The 23,335-nt window shown below is 41.7% G+C and carries 18 protein-coding genes; 13 read left to right on the top strand and 5 right to left on the bottom strand.

Annotated elements, in window-relative coordinates; translation table 11 throughout:
• Positions 1-97: 97 nt before the first annotated feature.
• Positions 98-769, bottom strand: coding sequence for an N-acetylmuramoyl-L-alanine amidase (locus tag GARC_RS20395; protein WP_007623871.1), 672 nt, complete (start codon positions 767-769; stop codon positions 98-100).
• Positions 770-839: 70 nt separating this feature from the next.
• Complete coding sequence (locus GARC_RS20390; protein WP_007623869.1) at positions 840-3,629, bottom strand: TonB-dependent receptor domain-containing protein; 2,790 nt, start codon at positions 3,627-3,629, stop codon at positions 840-842.
• 500 nt (positions 3,630-4,129) lie between these two features.
• Here GARC_RS20390 and GARC_RS20385 point away from each other — a divergent pair, with 500 nt between their 5' ends.
• From GARC_RS20385 to GARC_RS20350, 7 genes are all read left to right on the top strand, one after another.
• A complete protein-coding gene (locus GARC_RS20385; protein ID WP_007623868.1) occupies positions 4,130-4,597 on the top strand; it encodes a hypothetical protein in 468 nt (155 codons plus the stop codon).
• On the top strand, positions 4,594-5,364 hold the full coding sequence (locus GARC_RS20380) for a lytic transglycosylase domain-containing protein (RefSeq protein ID WP_007623866.1): 771 nt from the start codon (positions 4,594-4,596) through the stop codon (positions 5,362-5,364). The genes GARC_RS20385 and GARC_RS20380 overlap by 4 nt, the downstream gene beginning before the upstream one ends.
• 93 nt (positions 5,365-5,457) lie before the next feature.
• Positions 5,458-7,020 (top strand): hypothetical protein, encoded by a 1,563-nt coding sequence (locus GARC_RS20375; protein ID WP_007623865.1) that lies wholly within the window; start codon positions 5,458-5,460, stop codon positions 7,018-7,020.
• On the top strand, positions 7,013-7,558 hold the full coding sequence (locus tag GARC_RS20370) for a hypothetical protein (RefSeq protein ID WP_007623863.1): 546 nt from the start codon (positions 7,013-7,015) through the stop codon (positions 7,556-7,558). Before GARC_RS20375 ends, GARC_RS20370 begins: the two co-directional genes overlap by 8 nt.
• Positions 7,559-7,633: 75 nt before the next feature.
• Positions 7,634-8,800 carry a hypothetical protein gene (locus tag GARC_RS20365; RefSeq protein ID WP_007623862.1) on the top strand — a complete coding sequence of 389 codons (1,167 nt, stop codon included), beginning with the start codon at positions 7,634-7,636 and terminating at the stop codon, positions 8,798-8,800.
• 383 nt (positions 8,801-9,183) lie between these two features.
• Positions 9,184-10,203, top strand: coding sequence for an SGNH/GDSL hydrolase family protein (locus GARC_RS20355; RefSeq protein ID WP_007623860.1), 1,020 nt, complete (start codon positions 9,184-9,186; stop codon positions 10,201-10,203).
• A 133-nt stretch (positions 10,204-10,336) separates the two neighbouring features.
• A complete protein-coding gene (locus tag GARC_RS20350) occupies positions 10,337-11,143 on the top strand; it encodes a hypothetical protein (RefSeq protein WP_007623857.1) in 807 nt (268 codons plus the stop codon).
• A 264-nt stretch (positions 11,144-11,407) separates the two neighbouring features.
• On the opposite strand, the gene GARC_RS20345 is transcribed toward GARC_RS20350, so the two are convergent.
• From GARC_RS20345 to GARC_RS20335, 3 genes are all read right to left on the bottom strand, one after another.
• Positions 11,408-11,815, bottom strand: a complete 408-nt coding sequence (locus tag GARC_RS20345; protein ID WP_007623856.1) for a DUF3592 domain-containing protein — start codon at positions 11,813-11,815, stop codon at positions 11,408-11,410.
• 87 nt (positions 11,816-11,902) lie between these two features.
• Positions 11,903-12,313, bottom strand: a complete 411-nt coding sequence (locus GARC_RS20340) for a hypothetical protein (RefSeq protein ID WP_007623854.1) — start codon at positions 12,311-12,313, stop codon at positions 11,903-11,905.
• Between the two features lie 53 nt (positions 12,314-12,366).
• Positions 12,367-13,554 carry an ROK family transcriptional regulator gene (locus GARC_RS20335; RefSeq protein ID WP_153810978.1) on the bottom strand — a complete coding sequence of 396 codons (1,188 nt, stop codon included), beginning with the start codon at positions 13,552-13,554 and terminating at the stop codon, positions 12,367-12,369.
• 158 nt (positions 13,555-13,712) lie between these two features.
• On the opposite strand from GARC_RS20335, the gene GARC_RS20330 reads away from it, so the two are divergent.
• From GARC_RS20330 to GARC_RS20305, 6 genes are all read left to right on the top strand, one after another.
• On the top strand, positions 13,713-14,780 hold the full coding sequence (locus GARC_RS20330) for a substrate-binding domain-containing protein (protein WP_007623851.1): 1,068 nt from the start codon (positions 13,713-13,715) through the stop codon (positions 14,778-14,780).
• Positions 14,781-14,785: 5 nt separating this feature from the next.
• Positions 14,786-15,760: an ABC transporter permease gene (locus tag GARC_RS20325; RefSeq protein ID WP_007623847.1), complete on the top strand. Its 975-nt coding sequence runs from the start codon at positions 14,786-14,788 to the stop codon at positions 15,758-15,760.
• Positions 15,753-16,541: an ATP-binding cassette domain-containing protein gene (locus GARC_RS20320; RefSeq protein WP_007623846.1), complete on the top strand. Its 789-nt coding sequence runs from the start codon at positions 15,753-15,755 to the stop codon at positions 16,539-16,541. The genes GARC_RS20325 and GARC_RS20320 overlap by 8 nt, the downstream gene beginning before the upstream one ends.
• A gap of 12 nt (positions 16,542-16,553) precedes the next feature.
• Positions 16,554-18,149 carry a glycoside hydrolase family 3 protein gene (locus GARC_RS20315; protein ID WP_007623845.1) on the top strand — a complete coding sequence of 532 codons (1,596 nt, stop codon included), beginning with the start codon at positions 16,554-16,556 and terminating at the stop codon, positions 18,147-18,149.
• Positions 18,150-18,259: 110 nt separating this feature from the next.
• Positions 18,260-20,824, top strand: a complete 2,565-nt coding sequence (locus tag GARC_RS20310) for a TonB-dependent receptor (protein ID WP_007623844.1) — start codon at positions 18,260-18,262, stop codon at positions 20,822-20,824.
• A gap of 187 nt (positions 20,825-21,011) precedes the next feature.
• Complete coding sequence (locus GARC_RS20305) at positions 21,012-23,198, top strand: carbohydrate-binding protein (protein WP_007623843.1); 2,187 nt, start codon at positions 21,012-21,014, stop codon at positions 23,196-23,198.
• Positions 23,199-23,335 lie beyond the last annotated feature (137 nt).

Raw genomic sequence — 23,335 nt, 5'->3', positions numbered from 1 at the left:
CCTTGGTATGGGTGGCTTGGTAAATTACTTGGTAAATTCGCTGTAAATTCGCTGTAAATTCGCTTGGTAAATTCTTTAATAGAGTCGCGGCGTTTAGTTATTTCTGCGGTAAAGGGCGTAAATCTAAATGACTTAAACGACCACGTAGTCTATCCATAAACGCAATATCAGGGTCTGTTTTGTCGGTGAGATAGTTATCATCTTTTTCTTTCCACAATGGTGTACCTTTGAATACCTGATATTCACTATGACCTAATACATATTGAATGGGATATTTTTTAGCGAGATACTGAATAAGTTTATTATTTGCTTCTAATTGAGCTTGGGTCATAGGTAGGCTGTGTCCGTTAGCGACATTTTCAATACCTATGGCAGTGTAGTTTAATCCGATGACATGACGTGCCATAGTCGTTTCTGGCAGCAACTGATACACAGTGCCATCTCTGTCTATAACAAATTGACTTGATACATTGACCGAACCTGCAGAACTTATTTTTGTACGTGTTGAAGGTAATACAGCCGGATTAAAAGCCGCAAAGGTTTCTTCAAATGTAGGTATTTCTGTCCAGTGCACAACTACCATAGTCGGTGTGATTGTGGGTTCAGTTTGCTCGATACCATAGTGAGATTGCATGTAATCTAAGGTGAGAGCTTTGCGTTGTGCATCAAAAATAATGGGTTTTTGGATGATGTTAAAATCAGCATCAACTTGCTCGGTACTTATGACCTTAAGACTTAATAATAAAAGACATAATATTACTTTTTGCATTGGCATATCCTGAGGTTAATAAAAGGGGGCATCAGATGATCCCCCCTTTTATTATTGACTAAATAATGACTTAGTTAAATTTATGAGTAAATCCGGCAAATACTACACGACCGCGAATATCATGTGTTGTTGCGTCATACCCTGGACGAACGCCATCACCTAATGTCGGTGGCGCTTTATCAAAGATATTGCTAGCACCTACATTGACAGAGGTATTACCTGCATCTGAACCAAAGGTGTAAGTGTATTTTAAATCAACCGTGGTATAGGCTGCAATATTGTCGTTTTCGTCTGCAGTTAAATCATTATCGTAACTACTGATATAACGCAGCGAAGCATTAAATACATGGTCATCAAAACGCCAGGTTGCTCGAGTATTAGCGCGCAGTTTGGGCATTGCTTTAAATGCATTGGCACTATTGAAGCTACCAGCTCCTTTGATCGTATCTGCGCCATCTAAAGCGACAATGTCAAATGCAGCCACATAAGTACTGTCTAGACCTAAAGTCAGTTCACCTAAGGAAGCTAAATCCATATCGTAATTGACGCTAAAATCCAAACCGCTGGTTTTTACTGAGCCAGTATTGACGTAATTTAATGCTATTTCACGTAGTTGACCTTCTGGAGAACGAGTAATCCGTGGATCATTGATGGGCTTATCGCCATTCGCCACGCCAGCACATTGTGCGTTTACAATACCTGTTGCACTGGAGTCTTGAGCGATTAAATCGGTGTAATCAAAAGACCAAAAGTCAGCTTTCATCATCAAGGCTTTAGTTGGTTGATAAACTAAACCTAAGTTCCAATTTTTCGCTTTACTTGGCTCCAAATCATCGCTACCCCGTGTATTGATATACACATAGTTGCTTGCACCAGTTGGGTTACACACGGCAACACCATTTTGTACTGTTACTGGATCTTCGATGAATGCACCGCCAATCGTGTCTCCGGTTTGTAAGTTAGTTGGTGCTTGAAATGATGTGCCGAATGAGCTTCTTAACATCAATTCATCAGTGATATCCCACTTGACTGAAACTTTTGGATCTATGGTTGACCCAGCAGTATCGTAATCTTCGTAGCGTAAAGCGGTTTGTATCTCAATATCATCGTAAATAGGAATAAACAATTCGGCAAATACAGCAAAAACATTAGTTTCACCCGCTATAGATGATGATGGTGTAGAGCCTAAACCTAAGCCTTTACCTGATAAGCTATCAGGTGTATAGCTGTAGTTTTCATAGCGATATTGGCTACCTATTGCCATGCTGATCATGCCACTGTCGAGGTCGAACAACTCACCACTTGCTACCGCTTCAAGTACTTGCTGCTCACTGCGAGTATTATCGGTTAAATCATGAATTATGTTGCCGAGCTCCTCCTCACTATTTGCCGCGATTGAAGTCCCATCTTTAGGTGAAACATAGTCAGGGTCTGATAAAGCGATACCAAAAGGATTAAAAGCGCCACTTAACACGGCATCGTTAAATGTAGTGCTGGACATACCAAGGCGTGTGGTTTGCGAACGTTCACCAAGTGAGTAAACATAAGAAGTATCAAGTATCCAGGTATCGCTTAACTCTGCTTCAAAACCGGTTACAGCGCGGTAGTAGTCAAAATCAATATCAAGATGGTTATTGATACCGCTAGAAGAGTCGCCATTAGTGAAATAACCGAAGGGACGTGATTTAGCGACGATATCAACTGCTTGGTGTGTATTGTTATCCCATTCTGTTGGGTTGATGTAATTCAGGCCATTGCCAGCTTCGTTTTCAACAAAAAAGTTAAAAGGGTGATCGGCTGGAACAAACATACTGCCACCTTTAACCAAACCATTCGAATAAAAAGGTGCACCCAGAATAGCTTGAACTTGATTACGTGAAAAACTTAATTCTCCATAAGCTTTTACATTGTCAGTCACATCATATTCAAATTCACTAAACACTTGAAAGCGGTTTTCTTTTGGCATGATAGCGAGTTGATCGATAAAGTGGGTTTTACATAAACCACTTTGTAATACGCCGCCCGCATCTTCACAATTAGGATCAGCAAAAACTGAGCCTGTTGGTGTAATAACACCTTCGTTATCAAATTGAGCTAATTGATAGGAGCCCGGTGAACCTGTCGACGATAAAAATCTTGAATCGTATACATTACCATTGCCACCTACTCTTTCATTGATAAAGTCAAAATCTGAGCGATAATTAATCGTTTGTCCGGACAATGTTGCGTATATATTGACTTGTCCACGCTCACCTTTAGCACCACTAACCAAGTTGATATCAAATGTTTCATTTGAAGAATCTTGATAACGTCCAGAAACTTCTAAACCTTCAAAACCACTGCGGGTAATAATATTGGCTACACCAGCCACAGCTTGAGAGCCGTAGGTGGACGATGCACCGTCCGTGAGGAACTCAATACGTTCGATCATTGCAATTGGCAATTGATTGATATCGAAAAATTGATTTCCTAAGTTGGTGGCAACAGGTGCAATACCTGCTCGACGACCATTTATTAAGGTTAATGTTGCACCTGGACCAAGTCCACGAATATTGAACTGTGATGTACCAGCTATGCGGGCCTCTTCATTGGTAAAACGAGAGCCAGAATTCATAGTTAAATTATTGGCAATATCAATCATGTTTTGCGCGCCAGTAATTTCTATCATCTCTTTGTCAAAAACAGTCACTGGCATACTTTCTTCTAGATCAGCTCGTCTGATTAATGACCCCGTAACTGAGATTCTTTCAACCCGCTTATCTGCGGTATCTGCTGCAAACACAGATGGTGCTGTCGAAAAAGCGGCGCTTATCGCCAAACATAATGGGAGGACCTTCATATTGGTTTTTATCATCATCATTCTTATTTCCGCATAAAAGTTAGAATAAATAATTCAACAAATAACGCAAGATCGCAATAAATAGTTCATTATTTTTTAATAAAAATGCAATAAAAATAAATTAAACTTTAAATTCAATAACTTATAAAAACAACTTTTGATTAACAAAGGCATGCATTTTCATATATATATGAAAATAAATAATTCTAACTTTATTAAAATTTAAAGATAAATATTCTTATCTGGTAGAAACTAAGAAGACTGTTATTGGGTAGTTTATTACTTTGGGTGTCTCATTAAGCTTCTATTACTGATGGCGTAATTGTTTCAATAATAGAAATCTAATATGGATGTCTTTCGTAAAACAAACATTATGTGTACAGTGCATGCCTAGTAGCCCAGCCATACTTTTGATTGACCGCGACTTCAAGTTCACCGAACGAACAACGTTTACCATTTCGTTTTTCTATTTCCGTTTTTTATGTCTCTAAGTTTTGCATAACCTCCAATGGAGGTATTTTATGCATCAACATATGAATCACGACACTAGTACTCAAGCCATGACTGAAGTCGCACTGGGATTATCCATGGCGTTTTTTTCTTTATTAATTTTGGCTTTATTTTCAATTGGTTTGCCTGAGCAAGCTCAAAAAAATGAGCCGCAGCAAACCAGTCATCCGTCTTTCGCCACAGATGAACAGTTAAAACTCGCGGGTAATAGTGAAAAATCATCTTCACGTAAAACGTCTAAAAATAGCAAACAACAGTATGCGTTTTACTTCAATGAGAAATTTTACGATCAACACCTCACCCCTTTGAGCATCGACAACTTCGCCCACTTTGAGACTCAGCAGCCTTTGATATTGGCAGTACCAGACAGCCTACCTCTGATACAAATAATGGCGTTACGTAAACAGATAAATCACCCAAAGCTTTCCATAACCATGCTTAACCAAAAGTGGCAAACGCAGTTGGAGAAAATACAATGAAAACACTAGTACTGATAACAGTATTAAACCTAATAGCCATACTGTTTACACCCGTTGCTTCTGCTTCTTATTACTATGCCAAAGATGATATTCAACAACGAGTGATTAACGAAGCCAAACGGCAAAACGTGGCACCATCTTTGGCTTTAGCGATTGCCAAAGTCGAGTCGAACTTTAATGCTCAAGCCCTAAGCCACGCGGGAGCAAAAGGTGTCATGCAAATTATGCCGCGAACCGCAGAGCAAGCTTTTGGTGTGCACCGTAATCGACTATTTGATCCTGACGTAAACATAGAGTTAGGGGTTAAGTTTATTAAAAAATTACTTAAACGATATGATGGCCGCTTAGACATTGCTTTGTCACATTACAATGGTGGTTCAAAGGTCCAAAGTAGACATGGTGAACTCAGCGTTATCCCTGCTACTCGTGAATATGTTGATAAAGTATTGACCACCCAGCAAGACTTTTTACAGCATGACGAGCAACGCTTATTTACCTCACGCTCTAACCAGTCAGATATTGTGTATGTTGATGATTTTGCGTCACTCCAGGCAGATCAATTAACGCCTGATACAAACTCACAAGATCCTCAAATTGAAACCTTAAGGGCATTACGATTACATAACATCACCCGTAACTACAAAGGTAAAAAAGCCTTGTCTGCGAGCAACCAGTCTAAGCACTTCAAAAAATCGTCATCTGCTCAAGCCGCTCGCGAAACAAAACTCAAAAAGGTGAGGCAGTGGGAGTCCATATACATAAATTAGAGCATGTTCGTCTTTCGAAAGTCTTTGATTGCGTGTTACTTGTCCGTTAAATTGAGACAATAACGTTACAAGTAGCAATCCACATTAGGCCGAATGAGCAATATAATTAATTACGGTATTAGCGAAACCTTAAAAGCGCTATTTATCCAGCTTAAAGAAACCCCCGGTCTTGATGGCAATAAATATCATGGCAAAGACGTAGAGCAAATATCGCAAAACCTCGTATGCCGTAACTATGGTTCAGTGTGTTACGAATTAAGCTTCCTTTGCTGGGCGGTAGTCAATCACCCCAATTATTCATCGTCTCCCCTGCTGAGCTTTTTTTGGATAGACGAAAACATCCAACCAAAACGGTTTCGCCAAGCTTTTAAGCAGCCCATTCACACAGCTTCAGGCCAAGTTTCCATGGGTGATGATTATTTACAGCTAAAATTAGGCGACATCGAATTTGCTATATCCCCTACCCGAATAGGCGTTTTAGCGGTGATGTTAGAATTGACTGCCAGCATTGAACCTGGACAATTAACTACTATTGAAAAACTGCTAGTAGATGGCAATAGCCAAGCAATAAAACAAGTGTCATCTAACCTGCAAAAACTGATTTATAGCTACTTAAAAGAACATATTCCAGAAGCCAGCACCCAAGAGCGTTTTCGCGCCATTAGTGGTTGGTTGAAACAACATAATTTAACAGCACCAAAGCTCACTGACCAAGATGTACTGAATTTTTGGTTAAGCCCACCAGCCCAGCCCAGTTATATTAAATATTCTACAGTATTAGACGATTTACTCGATGCAATAACTGCCATTGATGTGGTTGAAAACACCTTTAATGCGGATTATGCCCTAAGCCTTGGTAGCGACAGTGAACAAGGTGAGATAGATGCACAATGGGTGCAACAAACAGTCTTTGAACAGGCGGATAACCACTCGGATTTAAATTGGTTGTGCCAATCACCAAAGTTTTTAACTTTGACCCAATATCAGCCCATGAAATCCTTATTAAGCCACGGTAAGTTGGCGCGACAATTACCTTTGTCGTTTTTGCGTTTAAACATATTTGCTGGCTGGCAATCAGTATTGGTGCAGGCCAAACGAAAGTCGCCTCTGGTGTTGGCAGATAAACTGCAACAGTCCCCCACTCGACAATACCAAGACTACGTAGCCGAACTCAATGACTCTGAGTCACACTGTAAACAAGTACAACAGGTCATTGCCCACATATTTTACAGTCTCAATAACCCTTTGTTTGTTGGCATCATGCTCAAACAAATGCCAACAGATTTACAACAAACCCTCAAAATATGGATGCGAGCACAAATAGCCAACACAACAGAGTCTGGAGCAAACCATTTTTTACAGATTCAGCAATGGTTATCCCAGCACCCTAAGGCACAATTTTGGTTAACTGAGGCGGCAAACCTCTTTAAAAACAATAATAAGGATGGATTTAAAAAACTGCCGTCTGTTGCAGAGCTGGATATTTACCAAGATGGCAGCGAAGCACTCGACCAGTGCCAAGAGTTAGTCGCGCGCTATTTGTTGGTCATAGCAAAATTAAATCACCAAAATACGCAGCTAGCAGAAATTTATCGCTCTGACTTATCCATATTCAGTAGTAGATTTAAACAAATATATGGAGCACCCCATGCCTGATCATCAATATCATATACAGGAGCAGCTATTTACCGCCAAAACCCTGTACCGGGAGTTACATCAGCGCACAACCGAGCAGCTTAAAAGTAGCACATCATGGGTGTTTAACGATTTGGTACAACTTGCCCAAGGCAATCCAAAAGTTGACGCCCCACAGCTTATGCAACACATTAATCAATCTATTGTATTGCGCCGTCAGTATATGCAGTTGCTACAAAAATTGGCCTTTGCCAATAGCCCTGTGCAAGCAGCTGCTAGTTCTGTCGCTGAAATCAGCAGTCGTAAGTCTGCAGAATTTGAACTGTTATTTAAGCGTGACAAACAATTTTCTGGGCAAGTGTACGTGATACTTAAAATCCCACACTCTATAGAAAAACATCACAACCAAGGTGTGCGAGTGAATTGTTGTTCCGACAAATTAATATCTTCGGTCCACTTCCCACCTATTGAGGATGGTAAAACGCAGCTATTAATGGAAGAATCAGATCAGAAATTTATAAACATGTTTGATGCTGAGTTTGCAATATACCTATCTTAACCAAAACATAAGAGTTAAAGCGCCTTTGTTTCATGCTTTTGAAGTGAGTATATTGATGGCAGGGAACCAAGCTAGATGAAAACCCATATATTTATTGCCACCACTCAGGGATTAGTCGCGATACAAAATATCACGCCTATTGATGATGAAGATATCAGCTCAGTAGTATCAGTTAATGGCACATCAACCACAGCAAATATCAGCGGCAGCTACCACAATTTTGTAAAAAAAGGGGTGGGGATCATTCAGCAAATGTTTGGTGCTTGCAGTTATCGAGTTGATATCAGCGCCCGCATCGACCAAGGTAACAGTTGGCAAGTCGCCATGTATTTGGCCCATTTAGCCCAATCAAAAGGTTTACTCGGCAACGGCGATGTCAGTAAAGATGACACTGTTATTTGTGCAACGGGTGAAGTCAATACCAGCAATCATCAAATATTAGCCGTTACAGAAGTCGCCCTTAAATTTAAACTGGCTCAACCACAACTAGAACAATGGACCGCTCTGGGTGCAAAAGTGCAATTTTTACTGCCTCATGCTAATCAGTCAGACATCCAACCAAATAACTACATCCGGCTAGTTAATAATCTAGAGCAGGCTGCTTTAGCCTTGCCCAACAGTACTCAAAGCCAAACCTTATCTAGCGTAAAAAACAATAAGTTAGTAAGTGTTAACTCTCGATTAAAGCTAATTATATCGGCGTTTATTTTGGTGACAATAATATTTTTAGGCTTCAGAGAATTTACTTCAATTACAAGCAACAAATATCAATCTGTAACAAACAAAGAAAATATTTCTAAAGAAGAACCAACAACAAAAACACAATTAGTTGCTCTGGTAAAGCAAGGTGAAACCTGTGCCGCGACAACTAGTCAGAATATATCTTTAAGCAATACAACCTTCGCTGCACTCGCATTAAATCAACTCTGTGAATTGTACCTACAACCCCACAATTCACAGGTTCAAATACTGTTAGTCGCAAAAGATGCTTATACAGTATTACCACTCACCCAAAATTCACAAGGTTGGCAGATACCCCTTCCTAAAAATCGATTATCAGATCGCAGTTACTTTCTCGTCACTATTGCTCAAAACCTTAATGAAGAAAAAATCGAACAGTTAAGAGTTTACCGAGAAGCGATGCCCAATCCCAACTTGTTAACTGAATCAGCTCTGGATGATTGGTTACAAACACAAAATGTAAAGTTTGCAGTATTTTCCCATAAGTTAGTGGTGGAATAAGGTTAGCCAAAACGCTGAACACCATAAAAATTGTCGTCTTTAGGTGTCATTCTAAATTGCTCATTATCTGCGATTAACTAAGCTGAATTCTGGATAAGTATGCTAACTGGAACAATAGTTGAGGTTTTTTGTTTTCTAGATGAAAAAATGCCTCATTATTATTCCATACTTATTTACCCGCACTGCTCAAAAATCAACCACATCGTATTTATCAACAGACAGTGGCATCTAAAAATCGTCAGTTTTTTTTACAACTGGTCAGATGACAACATCGAAAAAATAACTAACCAATTGATTATATTATATAAGAAACAATTGGCACCAAAATAGCTTTATTATTTTTGGGAAAATTTTCTCAATCACAATATAAATATGGGAATTACATGAATATAACTAAAATTTATAAAAAAACGTCTGCCCTTTTATTTGGTGCTTCTCTTGTATTAAGCAGTTCTTTTGTCACTGCTGGAACAATCTACTCAGATGTATATGTATTTGGCGACAGCCTATCTGACACTGGTAATATTAAAAATTCACTCGGTTTTCTAGGTGGGGTTTTAGCGAATAGCATCGGTTACGGTGGTAACGGTCGTTTCTCAAATGGCGATGTTTGGCATGAGTATCTGTCTGACGGTTTAGGTTTGTCTTCTTCTGCCATCCACAGCTCCGGTGGAAATAACTATGCTTATGGTGGTGCCCTAGCATCTGGAGGCGATGGTATTACAGGAGCAGTTGCAATGGGGATGGATGCACAGATTAACAATTATCTTAATGACCAAAACGGTGCAAACTCCGATGCCGATGCGTTGTTTATTACTTGGGTGGGTGGTAACGACGTACGTTCAATGGTGGGTACTGCCGATCCTTTTGCAAAATTAGAGCAGACCCTTGATAATATGGCCGCCTCTTTGGCACAGTTACTTAATAATGGTGTAGGCACATTGCTCGTGCCTAACCTACCTGACCTCGGTACCATTCCTGAGTTTGCCAATACAGCCGACAGTGCCCAAGCCCATGACCTTACAGTCGCTTGGAATACTGGTTTGGAAAGTCGTTTGATGGAGTTAAATCTACTGTCCAACGCTGAGTTATATTATTTCGATGTGTACACTACTTTTAACGAGTTGCTGGCCGCTCCACAGGACTTTGGTTTTAGCAACACAAGCTCAGAGTGCCGCTCAGTAAGCTTTTTCAGGGGCGAACAAAGCTGTTCCGGCGCTGACGAACATGTGTTTTGGGATTATATTCATCCTACTACCGCCGCTCATGAGTTACTGTCCGAATTTGCCTTCGATTTGCTGGCCAGCAACCGCTTTGTGGTCCCCACGCCAGGTACATTGGCTATACTAATGATAGGCTTGTTGATGATAGGTGCCCAGCGTAGAAAAATTCGTCGCATATAGTTTTCTGCGCTTTTTATGTTTTATGCTTTATGTGAAGCAGTAGTAAATTATTGGTTCATCTCGGGATGCATAGTTGCATCCCGTTTTCATTACTGTCACAGCGCCCTTTGAATGCGTATAAGGTATTATATCTATGTCTATTTACCGCTCCCTTTTTATGTCGGTGCTATTGTTGATTTCTCAATCTGCTCAAGGCCAAGTCACTGCTACTGTGCTGGAAATGCAACAACAACAGGGTGAACAGCAACGAAATTTTTCGCTGTACCTGAGTCAAGATAGTGTTGCCAATCTGAATGAACAGCAGCAACTGCAAGAATTGTTTGACCGCTCTACCAAGACCTTGTATGTGCTGGATTATCAGCAGCAAAATTACCGTAGCTTTAGTCTACCAAAAGCCAAAATCTATGCTGATGCCTTACAGGCAATGTTTGCCAAATTTGAAAAGAAACTTGAACAGCTACCTGAGAGCCAACGCCAGAAGCAGGCCGACAGACTGAATCAGTTTTTTAACGGCGGTAAGGACGGCAGAATAGTCAAAAGCCAATACAACGCAACAGCACAGCAGGGGCAGTTCGCCGGTGTATCTTGTGACTGGTATGAAATACACGAACAGCAAGAATTAAAAGGCCGGACTTGTATTGCCAACCCAAGCTCTATCAAAAATGGTACAGCTCTACTAGAAATGCTGCAAACCATGAACGAGATCTATAGCCTAGTTATTGGTTCAGTACAGGGAAAATTGCATTTGAATATTCCCAATAATCCCATGGCCCCTCTGGCCAAACTTGGTAAAATCCCGTTGAATATCGAACGCCAGGCCTCGGGTTTGGAAATGCAATTAATATCTGTACAGGAAGTCAGTGTTGAAAAATCTGTTTTTAGTTTGCCGGAAAATTTTACTGAAGTTATCGATGATATTGCCGCCCCTGCCGTCCCCTGAGCATAGCAACCAACGAAACTGGAACAATGTGAAACTGGTCCAGAAGAATATCAGCACCTTGTGTTTGGGTGTTATTTCTCATTAACACATTGGCCGTTATAAACAGTCCCGGTATTGCTACTACAAGTTCACTTTTAGGATTACTTACTATATTTTTACTAGTATTTGGTGGCTTGATGTTGGGGGGTACGAAAACTAGATTTAAAAACCAATATGCGAAACACTCCAATACAGTGACGTGCGGATATGAGATTAAGAGATAATTTATGAATACTGGTGCGAGATAAAAAACGTTAAAAACGATACCGCACTTAAAGTTATAATCACACCTAGTGTTGAACCTAATCCGATGCCTGGCTCTAATACCGATACTTTGGGTTTGGCGGGGTTATAATATACTTTGACCTCTTTACCGTGAGGGTATCTGTTAGAGATCCGCTGATGGTATGAATGGAAAGTTGTTTGAGCTTCGTGCCATCTTCGTTTATTAGAAGTATAGTTTTTTTCATTTACTACATATTTATAGGTAATCTCAGCAGTAAAGGTCTGCACTCTAGCCTCAGCACTACGACCTACCCCAATTTGGCGAACGCCAACACCTCCGCTGGTTATTTTGCCTTGAACCGTTGGGAATTTTCTTGAAGTAATTGCTTTAGGAATAGAAACAAACATAAAGTAAGCCCCTCCTAGGCAAACACAAACATATACAAACAGCAAAAACGTGGGGGAATTGTTAATGATCGTTTCAATATTCATTGACTAAAAATCGACATCTATTGTTCCACCCCAAATACCTTGAAGCTCCGCCCACTCGGGTTTTACTTTGTATATTAATTTTCCAGTGGGTATTTCAATTATTGGCCTTTGAATATAAGTTGTTTCGTCTGGTCGTAACGTGACGGCCCCATATAAAGATAAGTCTTCTTTTAATGGTATTTGCGAACCATTATTTATGAGTACATGTCGCTCAGGGGACATTACAACTTCGTTGTCAGCTACCCTAAAGGTTAAGTTTTTGGTCAATACTATTGCCTTTTTATCACCAATATTTTTTATATAAACGCGCACTTCATTGGAAGCCTTACTTTTATCAGTGATTAACATTAACTCAGCCGATAAAGCCAAATTGATGTTAAATACGAGCGCTAAGACCCATAGGATTTTTATCATTTTTGTGTTTCCTTGATGCATATATAAGATTAACTAACCTAAATTCGGGTGGGTTAATGCGCCAAATAAAGTAAAGACTGTTTAACTGTCAGTTTAGTCAACCTTGGTAATCTGGCCGTATAGGGAGTGTTCATATCCAGAGCGCTGTGCAGGGGTAACGTTGCTACGCCACTCAGGGATATATCATTCACATTTGGCGTTTTGATGATCCTAGGCACATCTCTATCACCAAACTGAGCAATGGAAGGGATTAATGGCCTTAATTTGGCTATCAGCAAATCTAGGAGTTCTGGAGCAATATCACCACCAAAAATAATAGTTTGGCAATTCAATACGGATTCAAGCATATGAATGGCAATGCGCATAGGTTCTGCGGCAATTTCAAGCCATCGATCGATAGCGCCAGGATTATGCTCAGCCAGAGAGTACAAGCTCTGTATATCCATATCAGGTTGTTTAGCCAACTTACGCAAGGCGTCTAGCGAAACAAATTCGTTGAGGCGACCTAACTCACCATCTCGGTGATTAGTCTCAGGTGTAACAAAGATTTCTCCCAAAGCCCCCGTTAGTTGATTGTGTCCCAACATGATCCTGCGGCCATGCACTACTGCCGATTCAATTTGTAGGCCCAAGTGTACATAAACAAAGCTATTCAGACTCTTTGCCTCACCGTGCAACATGTGACAGGCTGCACAGGCTGACGCTGTGGTTTCCATAATCACAGGTTGTTTGAGTTTATCAGCCAATAATTGTGCAAAATCCAGTTTAGCCAACTGATTGGGATACTGGGAATCGAACTGATCAACAAAACTCAGGCCAACTCCCAATAATGCATTGTTTTCAACAGCGCAATCTTGAAGTAATGATGCTAATCCCCGCTCAAGACCCTTTTCCGGTGTTTGCCCTCGCTCTATCCGAAATTGACCCATTTTATCATTTGTCAGGCTATAAAGCGCTAAGTCGCAATAATCGGAAAATATTCGAATACCGGCATTTACCGTATTTTTCCCCGACAAAGCCAGCATTTTTGATGGTTTTCCTACAGTTCCTTCTTTCTTAATCCCCATTTCGGCCACTAACTCCGCCGCCAATAGTTCATCCACCATGTTAGTAATAGTTTGTTTGGTCAGCCCCGTGATCTTGGCGATATCAGCCCGTGAAATAGGGCTGAGGGTGGCGATATGGGAAAGAACCAACCTTAAGTTCAACGCCTTATTTTGTTTGGAATTAGATGCCTGCAACTAACATGTCTCTGATGATGAATAGTCGAAACCTTGCCATATTATGCATATTGCTACCAGTTATATTATTCAAATTGAAATTAAGTAAAAATGATTGACTTATATCTTCATGGCTTTAAACTAAAGTCAATTGTAAAGAATATGTTATAGGACTGTGAATGCGAAAACTGTTTATCCCATTGGTTTGTAACCTGATGTTAATAAGCCAATCGGCAGGTGCCACAACCATAAAAGAAGAGAATTTTGTGACTCAACTGGCCCAAGCCAGCAAGTCATCTCAAATAGTGATTAATGATGAACAAGCATCCCGTTTGTCAGGTAAACGATTTACTGCGGCACTGGCATGGCATGGCGCCAGCCCATGGATCAACGCAGTGAACCGGGGAGCATCCGATACCTTTGAACGTTATGGTGTGAAGGTATTGGTTACCACCGACGCTCAGTATGATCCGGCTAAACAAGTAGCTGATATTGAGAATATTCAGGCTCTTAATCCTGACATTGTACTATCACTGGTAATCGATGGCGTCAGTGCCAAGGCGGGCTTCCAAAAAATAGTCGATGCAGGCAGCAAACTGGTTTTGCTTAGCAACCCCATTTCAGGTTTTGTACACGGAAAAGATTTTGCAGGTATCGTCACAGATGATATGCAGGGCATGGGTAATAGAGCCGCTGAGGTAACAAATGAATACCTACAAGGCAGCGGAAAAATTGGCATGGTTTTTCACGATGCCAATTATTTTATAACTAACACTAGGGATAAGGCTTTTGTTGATGGACTGGCTCTGTTCCCAGGAATTGAAATAGTCTCCCGCCAAGGTTTTGTCAAAGAGCATGATACCAGTGCAATTGCTTCGGCAATGATGCTCAGAAATCCAGAGTTAGAATTAATTTATGTATCTTGGGATACAGCAGCAGAAGGTGTTGTGCAAGCGCTACGAAGTGATGGCTTTAATAAGGTAAAAGTGATTTCACATGATCTAGGAGTGAATAACCTGCTGGATATGGCACAACAAGGCAATATGCTGGCGTCTATTTCAGATCGACCTTATGAAATTGGCTCCACTATGGCGCGCATCGCGTTGTTGGCCAAGCTTGGAGAGTCTATGCCACTTTTTACTTTGGTGCCTTATGATCAAGTAAACAAGTCAAATATTACAGAGGTTTGGCAACATGCTTACCACACCCATGTCCCCCGAATAATTAAAATTGCCCTTGGAGAATAAGGATAATGTCCACTACAACTTCTAGTTTAACCCGCAGCGATTGGGCGGCTCGCCTACTCAAACCCCAGTATTTTATCTATTACATGTTTATGTTGGTATTGGCAGGTTTTGCCCTGTTTCTCAATGACACTGGCTTTTTTAGCCTAGCCAACTTTATGAATATTGTTCGCCAAACCGCTCCGATTACTATTATGGCTGTAGGCCTTAGTTTTGCGTTGGCTGTAGGTCATATTGATTTATCCATTGGTTCGGTAGTCGCGCTGAGTGCCATAGTTGGCGCAATATTATTGCAATATGTAGGCGTACCACTAGCGATAGCTGGCGCATTGCTTAGCGGCGTGCTGGTTGGTCTGATAAACGGTTTTTTAATTGAGCGGCTAAAAGTGTCCTCCTTGCTTATTACGCTTGGCACTATGGGCATCATTACTGGCATTTCCCGACAGGTAAGTGGTTTAGAGTCGATCCCTATTATCGACCCCTTATTCCGCTCACTATTAGGCAACGGTGACCTGCTCGGCGTACCAGTTTTACTTTGGTGGACACTTAGCTTTGCTCTGATTGGATATCTTGTTATGAACAAACTGGTATTTGGTCGCCATTTATTAGCGGTTGGCGGTAACCCCGAGGCAGCAAGAGCTATGGGATTACGCACTGAAAATATCAGGATAAAGGCTTTAGTCATGTGCTCTTTGTGTGCAGCCATTGCTGGACTTTTATACGCAGGTCGTATGGCTGGTGCTCGTTATACCCTTGGCGAAGCTGATTTACTCACCGTCATTGCGGCGGTAGCCATAGGCGGTACCAGTTTGTTTGGCGGCAGGGTGAGCATTATTGGAGCCGTCATTGGTTCTTGGTTAATGGGCTTGATTAATAACGGTCTGATTTTATCAGGCTTTTCTACCGACGAGCAGATGATCACTCGAGGTTTGATCCTGATTACTGCTGTCGCTATTGGTGCAAGGGAGGCAAAAAATGCTTAGAAATGAGTTAAGCCAAACCATTCTAGAAGTAAAAGAAATCACAAAACGTTTTGGTGGTGTTGAAGCCCTACGTGGCGTGAGTTTTAAGGTCAACAAAGGAGAAGTAGTGGGTCTGCTCGGAGACAACGGTGCTGGTAAATCGACTCTGGTACGTTGTATTTCTGGCATTCATCCACCCGATGAAGGAGAAATTTTGATCGCTGGCAAAGCGGTCAAATTAGACTCCCCAATGGATGCTCGCAAGGCAGGTATTGAAACGGTATTCCAAGACTTGGCGATTATTCCTGAATTTGATGTTGTCCAAAACCTCTATCTTAATAGAGAAATTTTATCTACTAATCCAGTATTACGTTGGTTAGGTTGGCTAGATGCTAAGGCCATGGCCAAACGTAGTCAGAAATCTTTGAATAGATTGAGTAGCCGTATTCCAAGTCTCAGTGAAAAAATTGTCAATCTTTCAGGTGGTCAGCGTCAAGCGGTGGCCATTGCTAGAGCGGTAAGTTGGGGTGCAGAAATTGTGATCATGGATGAACCCACCGCAGCACTTGGCGTAGAACAAAGCGCACAGGTTAATGAGCTGATAAAGTTAATCAGCTCACAAGGTGTGGCGGTATTGTTGATCAGTCACAATATGCAACACATTATGGAGACCTGTGATCGTGCAGTGGTGCTTTATCAAGGTCGCAGTAGCGCAGATGTTGCCATTCGAGATGTCGACAAAAATGCGTTGGTATCCTTGATTACTGGAGCTTCAGGTTCACTACTAGCTGAATCAGCTTAAGGAGAAGCGACAGTGCAAAATAATATCAATCAACTTCTGAATGCCATGACCATTGAGCAGAAAGTGGGACAACTGTTTCTTTTGGCGTTTGCTGGCCAAGATCTTGATTATGCTAACGAATTAGTGCGTAAGCGACATATCGGTGGTTTTTATCTTACAGATGACAACGCTGCCAATCCACAGCAGGCCAAAGAACTGGCTATATCCTTACAGTATCAAGCTAGTTTGAGATTATGTGATGCACCGTTGATATTGGCAGTCGATCAAGAAGGAGCTTGGGGAATTTTGACCCAACACCTGGATTTGGGTCCAGGTAATTTGGCTCTAGGTCAAGTTGATGACACACAAATTACCAAAAACATCTATCGTATGTTTGCCGAACAGATTGGCAAATTGGGGTATAATTGCATCCTTGGTCCATGTGCTGATGTCAATACCAATCCAGATAATCCTATTATCGGCCAACGCAGTTTTGGCGGACAGCCCCAACTTGTATCCAAACATGTATCAGCAGCCATAGAAGGTCTTCATCAGGGCGGATTATTGGCCTGCGCCAAACATTTTCCTGGCCACGGAGACACCAGTGAAGATAGCCACCAAACACTGCCCGTAGTCGATAAACCTCTGCAAGTATTGTTGAAGCAGGATTTGCTGCCCTTTGAAGCAGCCGTGGCCAGTCAGGTCGATCTGATCATGACCGGCCACATCCGTTTCCCGCAATTGGATGATAAATTGCCAGCTACCCTTTCCCCTTCAATCCTAACGGGTTTATTAAAACATCAACTGAAGTTTGGTGGCATTATTGTTACCGACAGCATGAATATGTGGGCCATGCGTCATCAGTATGAACCTGCTGAGGCAGCTTTAATGGCATTAAAGGCAGGTGCACACCTGATCATGCTCTCTGAGGAGCACTATGAAAACCAAAACACCGACTACAAAGCGATCCAACAAGCCACACTTGATGGTGTAATTGCCGCCGTCCGGCAAGGTCGACTGAGTGAATCCCTATTGGATGCCAGGCTTAGTGATGTGTTGACTATGCGTTATAAAAAATTGCAAACCTCTCCCGTTAAAATTTCCAGCAGCGACAGTGCAGCACTTTCGTTGCAAGCCGCCAGAAAAGCGATTCGTGTACTTCGGGGCGATGAAAATCTGTTACCACTGGAACAATCTGTGTATCTAATTCCATTGGCAGACCCAGTTAATCAGCAGAAACTAATCAATAGTCGCGGCATTGGACCTAATGATCCTAGAGCTGCCAGCACTGAACTATTGAACGAATTGCACAACAAGCAAGCTATACACAAAACCGTGTCTTTTGAGCAGTTACAAACGTTCATCAATCACCCTGATCAACGCTTTTGTGACAGACCCATATTCGCCATATGGGAAGATTACCCTTTGCCAGGGGAGGATTTCGACCCTATGCAAAAACAAAGACTGGCTTTATTACTTGAGTACAATCCGGACAACTTAACACTACTGTGTTTAGGTCCAGACTACCCACTTCGAGCCTTTCCCAAGATAAAAAACTGTATCTGTACTTACTCTAGCCGTTGGGTCTCAGCCCACGCATTAGCTGAGTTTCTATTAACAAATAAATAACTTTTTTAACTAAACCTTGACATTAGTCCATATGATGGAAATATAATAAGTAAAAATGAAAGACATATTAAAAATGTCAAACACCAAATTAAAACAAGAGGATAGACAACATGAAAAAAGCACTTAACAAGCTAACACTGGCAGTATTAGCCAGTTGTTTGGCACTTCCGGCCGTAGCTCAACAAACAGCCAATACCAACACTCAGGAAGCTGATAATACCGAAGTTATTCAAGTTCGAGGCATACGCGGAAGCTTGACTCAGGCCTTAGCCACCAAACGTATGTCAGCCTCTGTACTCGACAGTGTGTCTGCTGAAGATATTGGTGACTTTCCAGATAAAAACATCGGTGATGCCCTACAGCGTATTTCTGGTGTGACTGTGTCGAGAACTTATGGTGAAGTGGATGGAGTGAATATTCGTGGTACGGCACCAGAACACAGCTTGTTGTTACTCAACGGCCAGAATGTCGCCACTGTAGGTTGGTTTGACAATGACCCTTTCACCCGTAGCTTTAACTTTGAAATGGTATCCGCTGAACAAGTAGCAGGCATGGATGTATATAAATCAACAGAAGCGCAGATTAACGAAGGTGCCATGGGTGGCACAATAAACCTCAAGACACGTAAACCCTTAGAAATGGATGCATTTACCGTATTTGGGTCTGTTGAAGCGAGTCATAATACCAATTCTGATGGATGGGAGCCTAATGTATCAGGCTTAGTCAGCTGGAAGGATGAAAATGAAAAGTTTGGGATATTAGTCGCCCACTCAGTTGAAAAAAATAACGTAGCCAGAGAAACACAAAGTACCTTTGGTGGCGCAATATCTTGGGATGGTGTAAACAAACCAGCCGTTCCTGATAGCGATGGGAATTTTCCGGTAACACCTCTTGGTTTTGCCAGTATTTTATTTGAAGAGCAACGAGAAAGAACAAGTTCACAAGTATCACTGCAATTTCAAGCAACTGATCAATTATTATTTTCTGCTGATTACAACCGCTTTGAGCTAGATAATCCTCACATTAATACCGCCATTTTTAACTTTATGCATGTTAATGGCATTGTTGATGCTGAAACCGCAGTTTATAACGAACAAGGTGTTTTAGTTGCCGCCCATAGCCGGGCAAAGGACTTGGATGCCTACGCAGTACCATTGTTTAACAATACCGTGGTTAGAACCCCGAATATGGTGTCTGATGTGATTAATCTCAACATGGATTATTCAGCTGATAATTGGGATTTGACGGCCGTAGTAGGAAAATCAACCGCAAAATCTAGAGGTCGTCAATCCAGTGTTTGGTTTGGTGATACTGAAAATAAGCAAAACTCTGGTGTTACTTGGGACATCCGAGATATTCATAAATTCACCCCTGACAACCCTAGTTCGTTGCTTAATCATGACGCAATGAAACTTTTTATGGAGTTTTCTTACCTCAACAACGTCAGAGATCACGAAATCGATTATTATCAGGTTGATCATGAATATCAACTGGATAACCTAGGGTTTACCAGTGTTGAGAGCGGCATAAAATACCAAGAGCAAAAGTTCAGCGCGCAACAGGAAAACATGCATGATGGATTATTGGCCAAGGCTGAAGCCGATGGCTTAAGCATGGGCTCGTTTAATGGTGGCACTGTGAGCGGCATACTTAGTGAAGTGTCCGACAGTAGCACTTTGACAAATTTCGCCGTCATTAACGACAAAGTACTTGAATATGGCGAAGCCAATAAAAGTGCTATGACAATTGATAAATATTTTGTCATTCAAGAGGATATTACATCTGCTTATGTCAAAGGTAATTTCGAGACAGGTAAATTTAGAGGAAACGTAGGATTGCGCTGGGTTGATACCGACGTCGCGTCAAATAATGCCACCCTGAGTCAAAGTGTTGGTTACTCCAATTTACTACCTAGCTTAAACGTTGTTTATAATATTCAAGACGATATTTTGCTGCGTTTTGCAACTAGCAAATCGGTATCACGGCCGCAATATGAACAAATGAAGATGGCCAGTAAAATAGAAGTATTCCAAAAAACTGCCAGCATAGGTAATCCTGATATCAAACCCTATGAGTCGACGCAATTTGATTTGGGTATCGAATGGTATTTCAATGACTCATCACTTCTCAGTGCAACGTATTTCAGCAAGGACATCACTGATTACATCGAATCAACATCAGAAGTTGAATCGATAGAAGGTTGCCAAGGATGTATTGTTACTCGGTTTAGAAACGCGGGTGAAGCAACAGTCAATGGCATTGAAATGCAATATCAACAAGACTTTGGTAATGGTTTTGGATTGGTTGCCAACTATACCTACACCGATAGTGAGTTAGATAGTGTGACAACCGGTAAAGGTCCGCTTTATGGCGTTTCAGAAAATTCCTATAACTTATCGACCTATTATGAAGACGAACTAATCAGTGCGCGCATTGCATATAATGCCCGTGATGAATGGAGACAAAATTACAATGGTCAAGAAGGAACTGCTGAACCGTTTAACTCTATAGATGCGTCTTTAATCTGGCATGTTAACGACAAAATCGATATCTCTGTCGAAGGCGTCAATATCTTAAATGAGGTCAGGCAGCTATACAGACCAGAGCTTGGATATATGCACTCGGTCGATCAATTTGGTGCCCGATTCTTTATTGGCGCCAGTTACAGAATGTAAACCGATAAGCACAGTTAGCAATAACTGTGCTTTTTTTGCCTCTCTGTTATTTCACACATACCCATTTAAAAAGTCGTAATAGCCTAGTTGTTCTCTGGCTTAAATAACCTGGGTGATATTTACACCCATTCTACCATTATGAGAAGCAGCAGCGGTCGTTCTCATTTCAAACATAAAGGATCTGAAAATGAAATTAAAATTATCTCTTCTCGCATTATGTTGCGCGGCTTCTGTTGGTGCACAAGCAACCAATGTTGGGGTACAAGATTTTCTTGATAACTTACGTGATTTTGAGTCTGGGATTAATCCCGCCCTTGCAGATTTTTATTTGCAGAATCAAAACAACTCGGTGTACACCTATGCTCAAGTATCTGCACCAGGAAAAATGGTGCGTGACTGCACCACTGGCAGCATGATCCCTGAGCCAACAACTATCAGTGAGTTTTTCACCAAACTAGGTGTGGATGGCTTCTATAACTCGCAAACACCTTATGATGCGCAGATGTACCGAAATATGCAGTACAACTCCATGAATGCTTGGGGGTTTATCGGCTATCAGTTAGGTGAAGCTGTATTAATAGACACTGGCTACTACAGCCCAGAAACAGACGTGATTAGCGGTGTAGAATACGACAAATTCTACATATTCGTTGATGATAGCAACTGGATTGGTTGTAAGACTGAAGCACTAGTTGAAGTTGTTGGTTCCGGCGGTAATAAAGTTATTGGTACTTCCCTGAACAATTGGCAAGGCACCTTCACCGGTAAAAATGGTGTAAGTTCTTTTGCAGATTTACGTGTTCCTGCAAAACAAGAAATGGTTATGCGTGATGCCATGCGTTTTAACTATAACGTGATGACTCAGTTATTAAAAGACGTCAATATGACCTGGACTCAAGCCTTAGCGAAGAGCTGGCCGGGCACTGACGAAAATGGCCAACCTATTCAAATACAGGCCACTATGTCAGGCCTACTAGCTGCAGCTCATCTACGGGGAGCTTGGGGAGCTGGAGCATTACTGACTAATGACCAAATTACTTGTGACGAACTAGGGACCTGTATTACCACCTATGTACACAAATTTGGTGGGTTTAATAGTCTGTTTGACACACCCGCAGCTGACACCATCGAAGGCTCAAGTTATGACGAAACGATGTCAGCTGGCTGGGGCAATGACACAGTGATTACCGGTGGTGGTGTTGATACGGTGTTATTACACGAACAAAGTGGCTCTGTGACCACAATCAATGACTTTACCGTTGGCGAAGACATTATTATTTTGCGGGACTGGACAGATCCAACTCCCCTTGCCAACTTGGTGGTCACTGATGTCTCTGGTGGCGCGCAGCTATCGTTCTCAGCACAATCTGTATTGGTTAATGGTGCCACCGCCGCGCAAATTAATGCTGATCCAGCGGGCGTAATTGTGCGCTCAGATGTGTATACCATAGCTTGGACTGGAACTACTGTAGCCAACAATTTTGACCCTGCGGTAGATAAAATTCGTGGTACTGCAGGCATAGGATTTAAATATTTAAAAGCCTATGAAAGCAATGGCTCGTTGGTTGTGGGCGTAGAAGCGGCCGATGGCGGCATTTACAGTTATGTAGAAATGCCAGGACTAGGACTGGCAGATTTACACGCCGATATGTTTGACAATATGACGGGCAGTTTCGACCGTATTGGATACATCGTATCTTTGGGTTGGACAAACTGGGGATGGAATGCCATTGCTACGGTAAATACTTTCAATTCAGCTAAAACCACCATTAATATGGGCACGTTTCAATATAGCTTCAGTCAATTGCAGTTGGTCCAAAGTGGCGCCGACACGGTACTGTCGCTCACTCCCGCAGCATCCGGCGGTGATAACAAACAAGTGACATTAAAAAACACTCTAATCAGCGACCTCAGTGCTCAGAATTTTACTGGTGTAACTGGAAACTTCTCTGATATGACCAGCAGTACCCCGGTGTTTTTTGACATTACGGCCAGTGTATCGGGCGGCAATGGCAGCATCAATCCAACACCTGATGGCAATGGTGTTATCAACGCTCAAGGTAACAACGACTTTACTGTTAACTTTGTACCAGCGACCAATTATACCGTTGATACCTTAGTGGTAGACGGCGTGACTCAAATAGCAGCCAGTAGTTATACATTTACTAACTTGTCGGCAGCCCATAGTTTGGTTGTTAGTTTTAAGCTTGGTACAACAGGCCCAACCTGCCCCACCAACTGGGATGCGGGTTCCGTGTACACAGGCGGCATGCAAGTGACCTACAGCGGCACTATCTATGAAGCCAAATGGTGGACTCAGAATAACTTACCAACCGCAGGTGATCCTTGGCTGGCAGTTGGGCCCTGTGCTTAATTGATAGTGAAAATAATATATTCAATTTGATATTATGTTGTTAAACAAGCTGGGGATATTCCCATCCCCAGCTTACCTTACGAGTAGCTCACAGAAGAAACTCGACCATGTGACTCAGTATATTAAAGCGCATCAAA

Source organism: Paraglaciecola arctica BSs20135 (assembly GCF_000314995.1).
In the GTDB taxonomy this organism is placed as follows: Bacteria; Pseudomonadota; Gammaproteobacteria; order Enterobacterales; family Alteromonadaceae; genus Paraglaciecola; species Paraglaciecola arctica.
Note: the sequence above shows the minus strand (reverse complement) of the source record. Positions and strands in the feature narration are given on the sequence as shown.

Excerpts from the sequence above, each read along its gene's own strand:
- GARC_RS20395 (WP_007623871.1), bottom strand. The coding sequence starts at position 769 with ATGCAAAAAGTAATATTATGTCTTTTATTATTAAGTCTTAAGGTCATA.
- GARC_RS20390 (WP_007623869.1), bottom strand. The coding sequence starts at position 3,629 with ATGATGATGATAAAAACCAATATGAAGGTCCTCCCATTATGTTTGGCG.
- GARC_RS20385 (WP_007623868.1), top strand. The coding sequence starts at position 4,130 with ATGCATCAACATATGAATCACGACACTAGTACTCAAGCCATGACTGAA.
- GARC_RS20380 (WP_007623866.1), top strand. The coding sequence starts at position 4,594 with ATGAAAACACTAGTACTGATAACAGTATTAAACCTAATAGCCATACTG.
- GARC_RS20375 (WP_007623865.1), top strand. The coding sequence starts at position 5,458 with ATGAGCAATATAATTAATTACGGTATTAGCGAAACCTTAAAAGCGCTA.
- GARC_RS20370 (WP_007623863.1), top strand. The coding sequence starts at position 7,013 with ATGCCTGATCATCAATATCATATACAGGAGCAGCTATTTACCGCCAAA.
- GARC_RS20365 (WP_007623862.1), top strand. The coding sequence starts at position 7,634 with ATGAAAACCCATATATTTATTGCCACCACTCAGGGATTAGTCGCGATA.
- GARC_RS20355 (WP_007623860.1), top strand. The coding sequence starts at position 9,184 with ATGAATATAACTAAAATTTATAAAAAAACGTCTGCCCTTTTATTTGGT.
- GARC_RS20350 (WP_007623857.1), top strand. The coding sequence starts at position 10,337 with ATGTCTATTTACCGCTCCCTTTTTATGTCGGTGCTATTGTTGATTTCT.
- GARC_RS20345 (WP_007623856.1), bottom strand. The coding sequence starts at position 11,815 with ATGTTTGTTTCTATTCCTAAAGCAATTACTTCAAGAAAATTCCCAACG.
- GARC_RS20340 (WP_007623854.1), bottom strand. The coding sequence starts at position 12,313 with ATGATAAAAATCCTATGGGTCTTAGCGCTCGTATTTAACATCAATTTG.
- GARC_RS20330 (WP_007623851.1), top strand. The coding sequence starts at position 13,713 with ATGCGAAAACTGTTTATCCCATTGGTTTGTAACCTGATGTTAATAAGC.
- GARC_RS20325 (WP_007623847.1), top strand. The coding sequence starts at position 14,786 with ATGTCCACTACAACTTCTAGTTTAACCCGCAGCGATTGGGCGGCTCGC.
- GARC_RS20320 (WP_007623846.1), top strand. The coding sequence starts at position 15,753 with ATGCTTAGAAATGAGTTAAGCCAAACCATTCTAGAAGTAAAAGAAATC.
- GARC_RS20310 (WP_007623844.1), top strand. The coding sequence starts at position 18,260 with ATGAAAAAAGCACTTAACAAGCTAACACTGGCAGTATTAGCCAGTTGT.
- GARC_RS20305 (WP_007623843.1), top strand. The coding sequence starts at position 21,012 with ATGAAATTAAAATTATCTCTTCTCGCATTATGTTGCGCGGCTTCTGTT.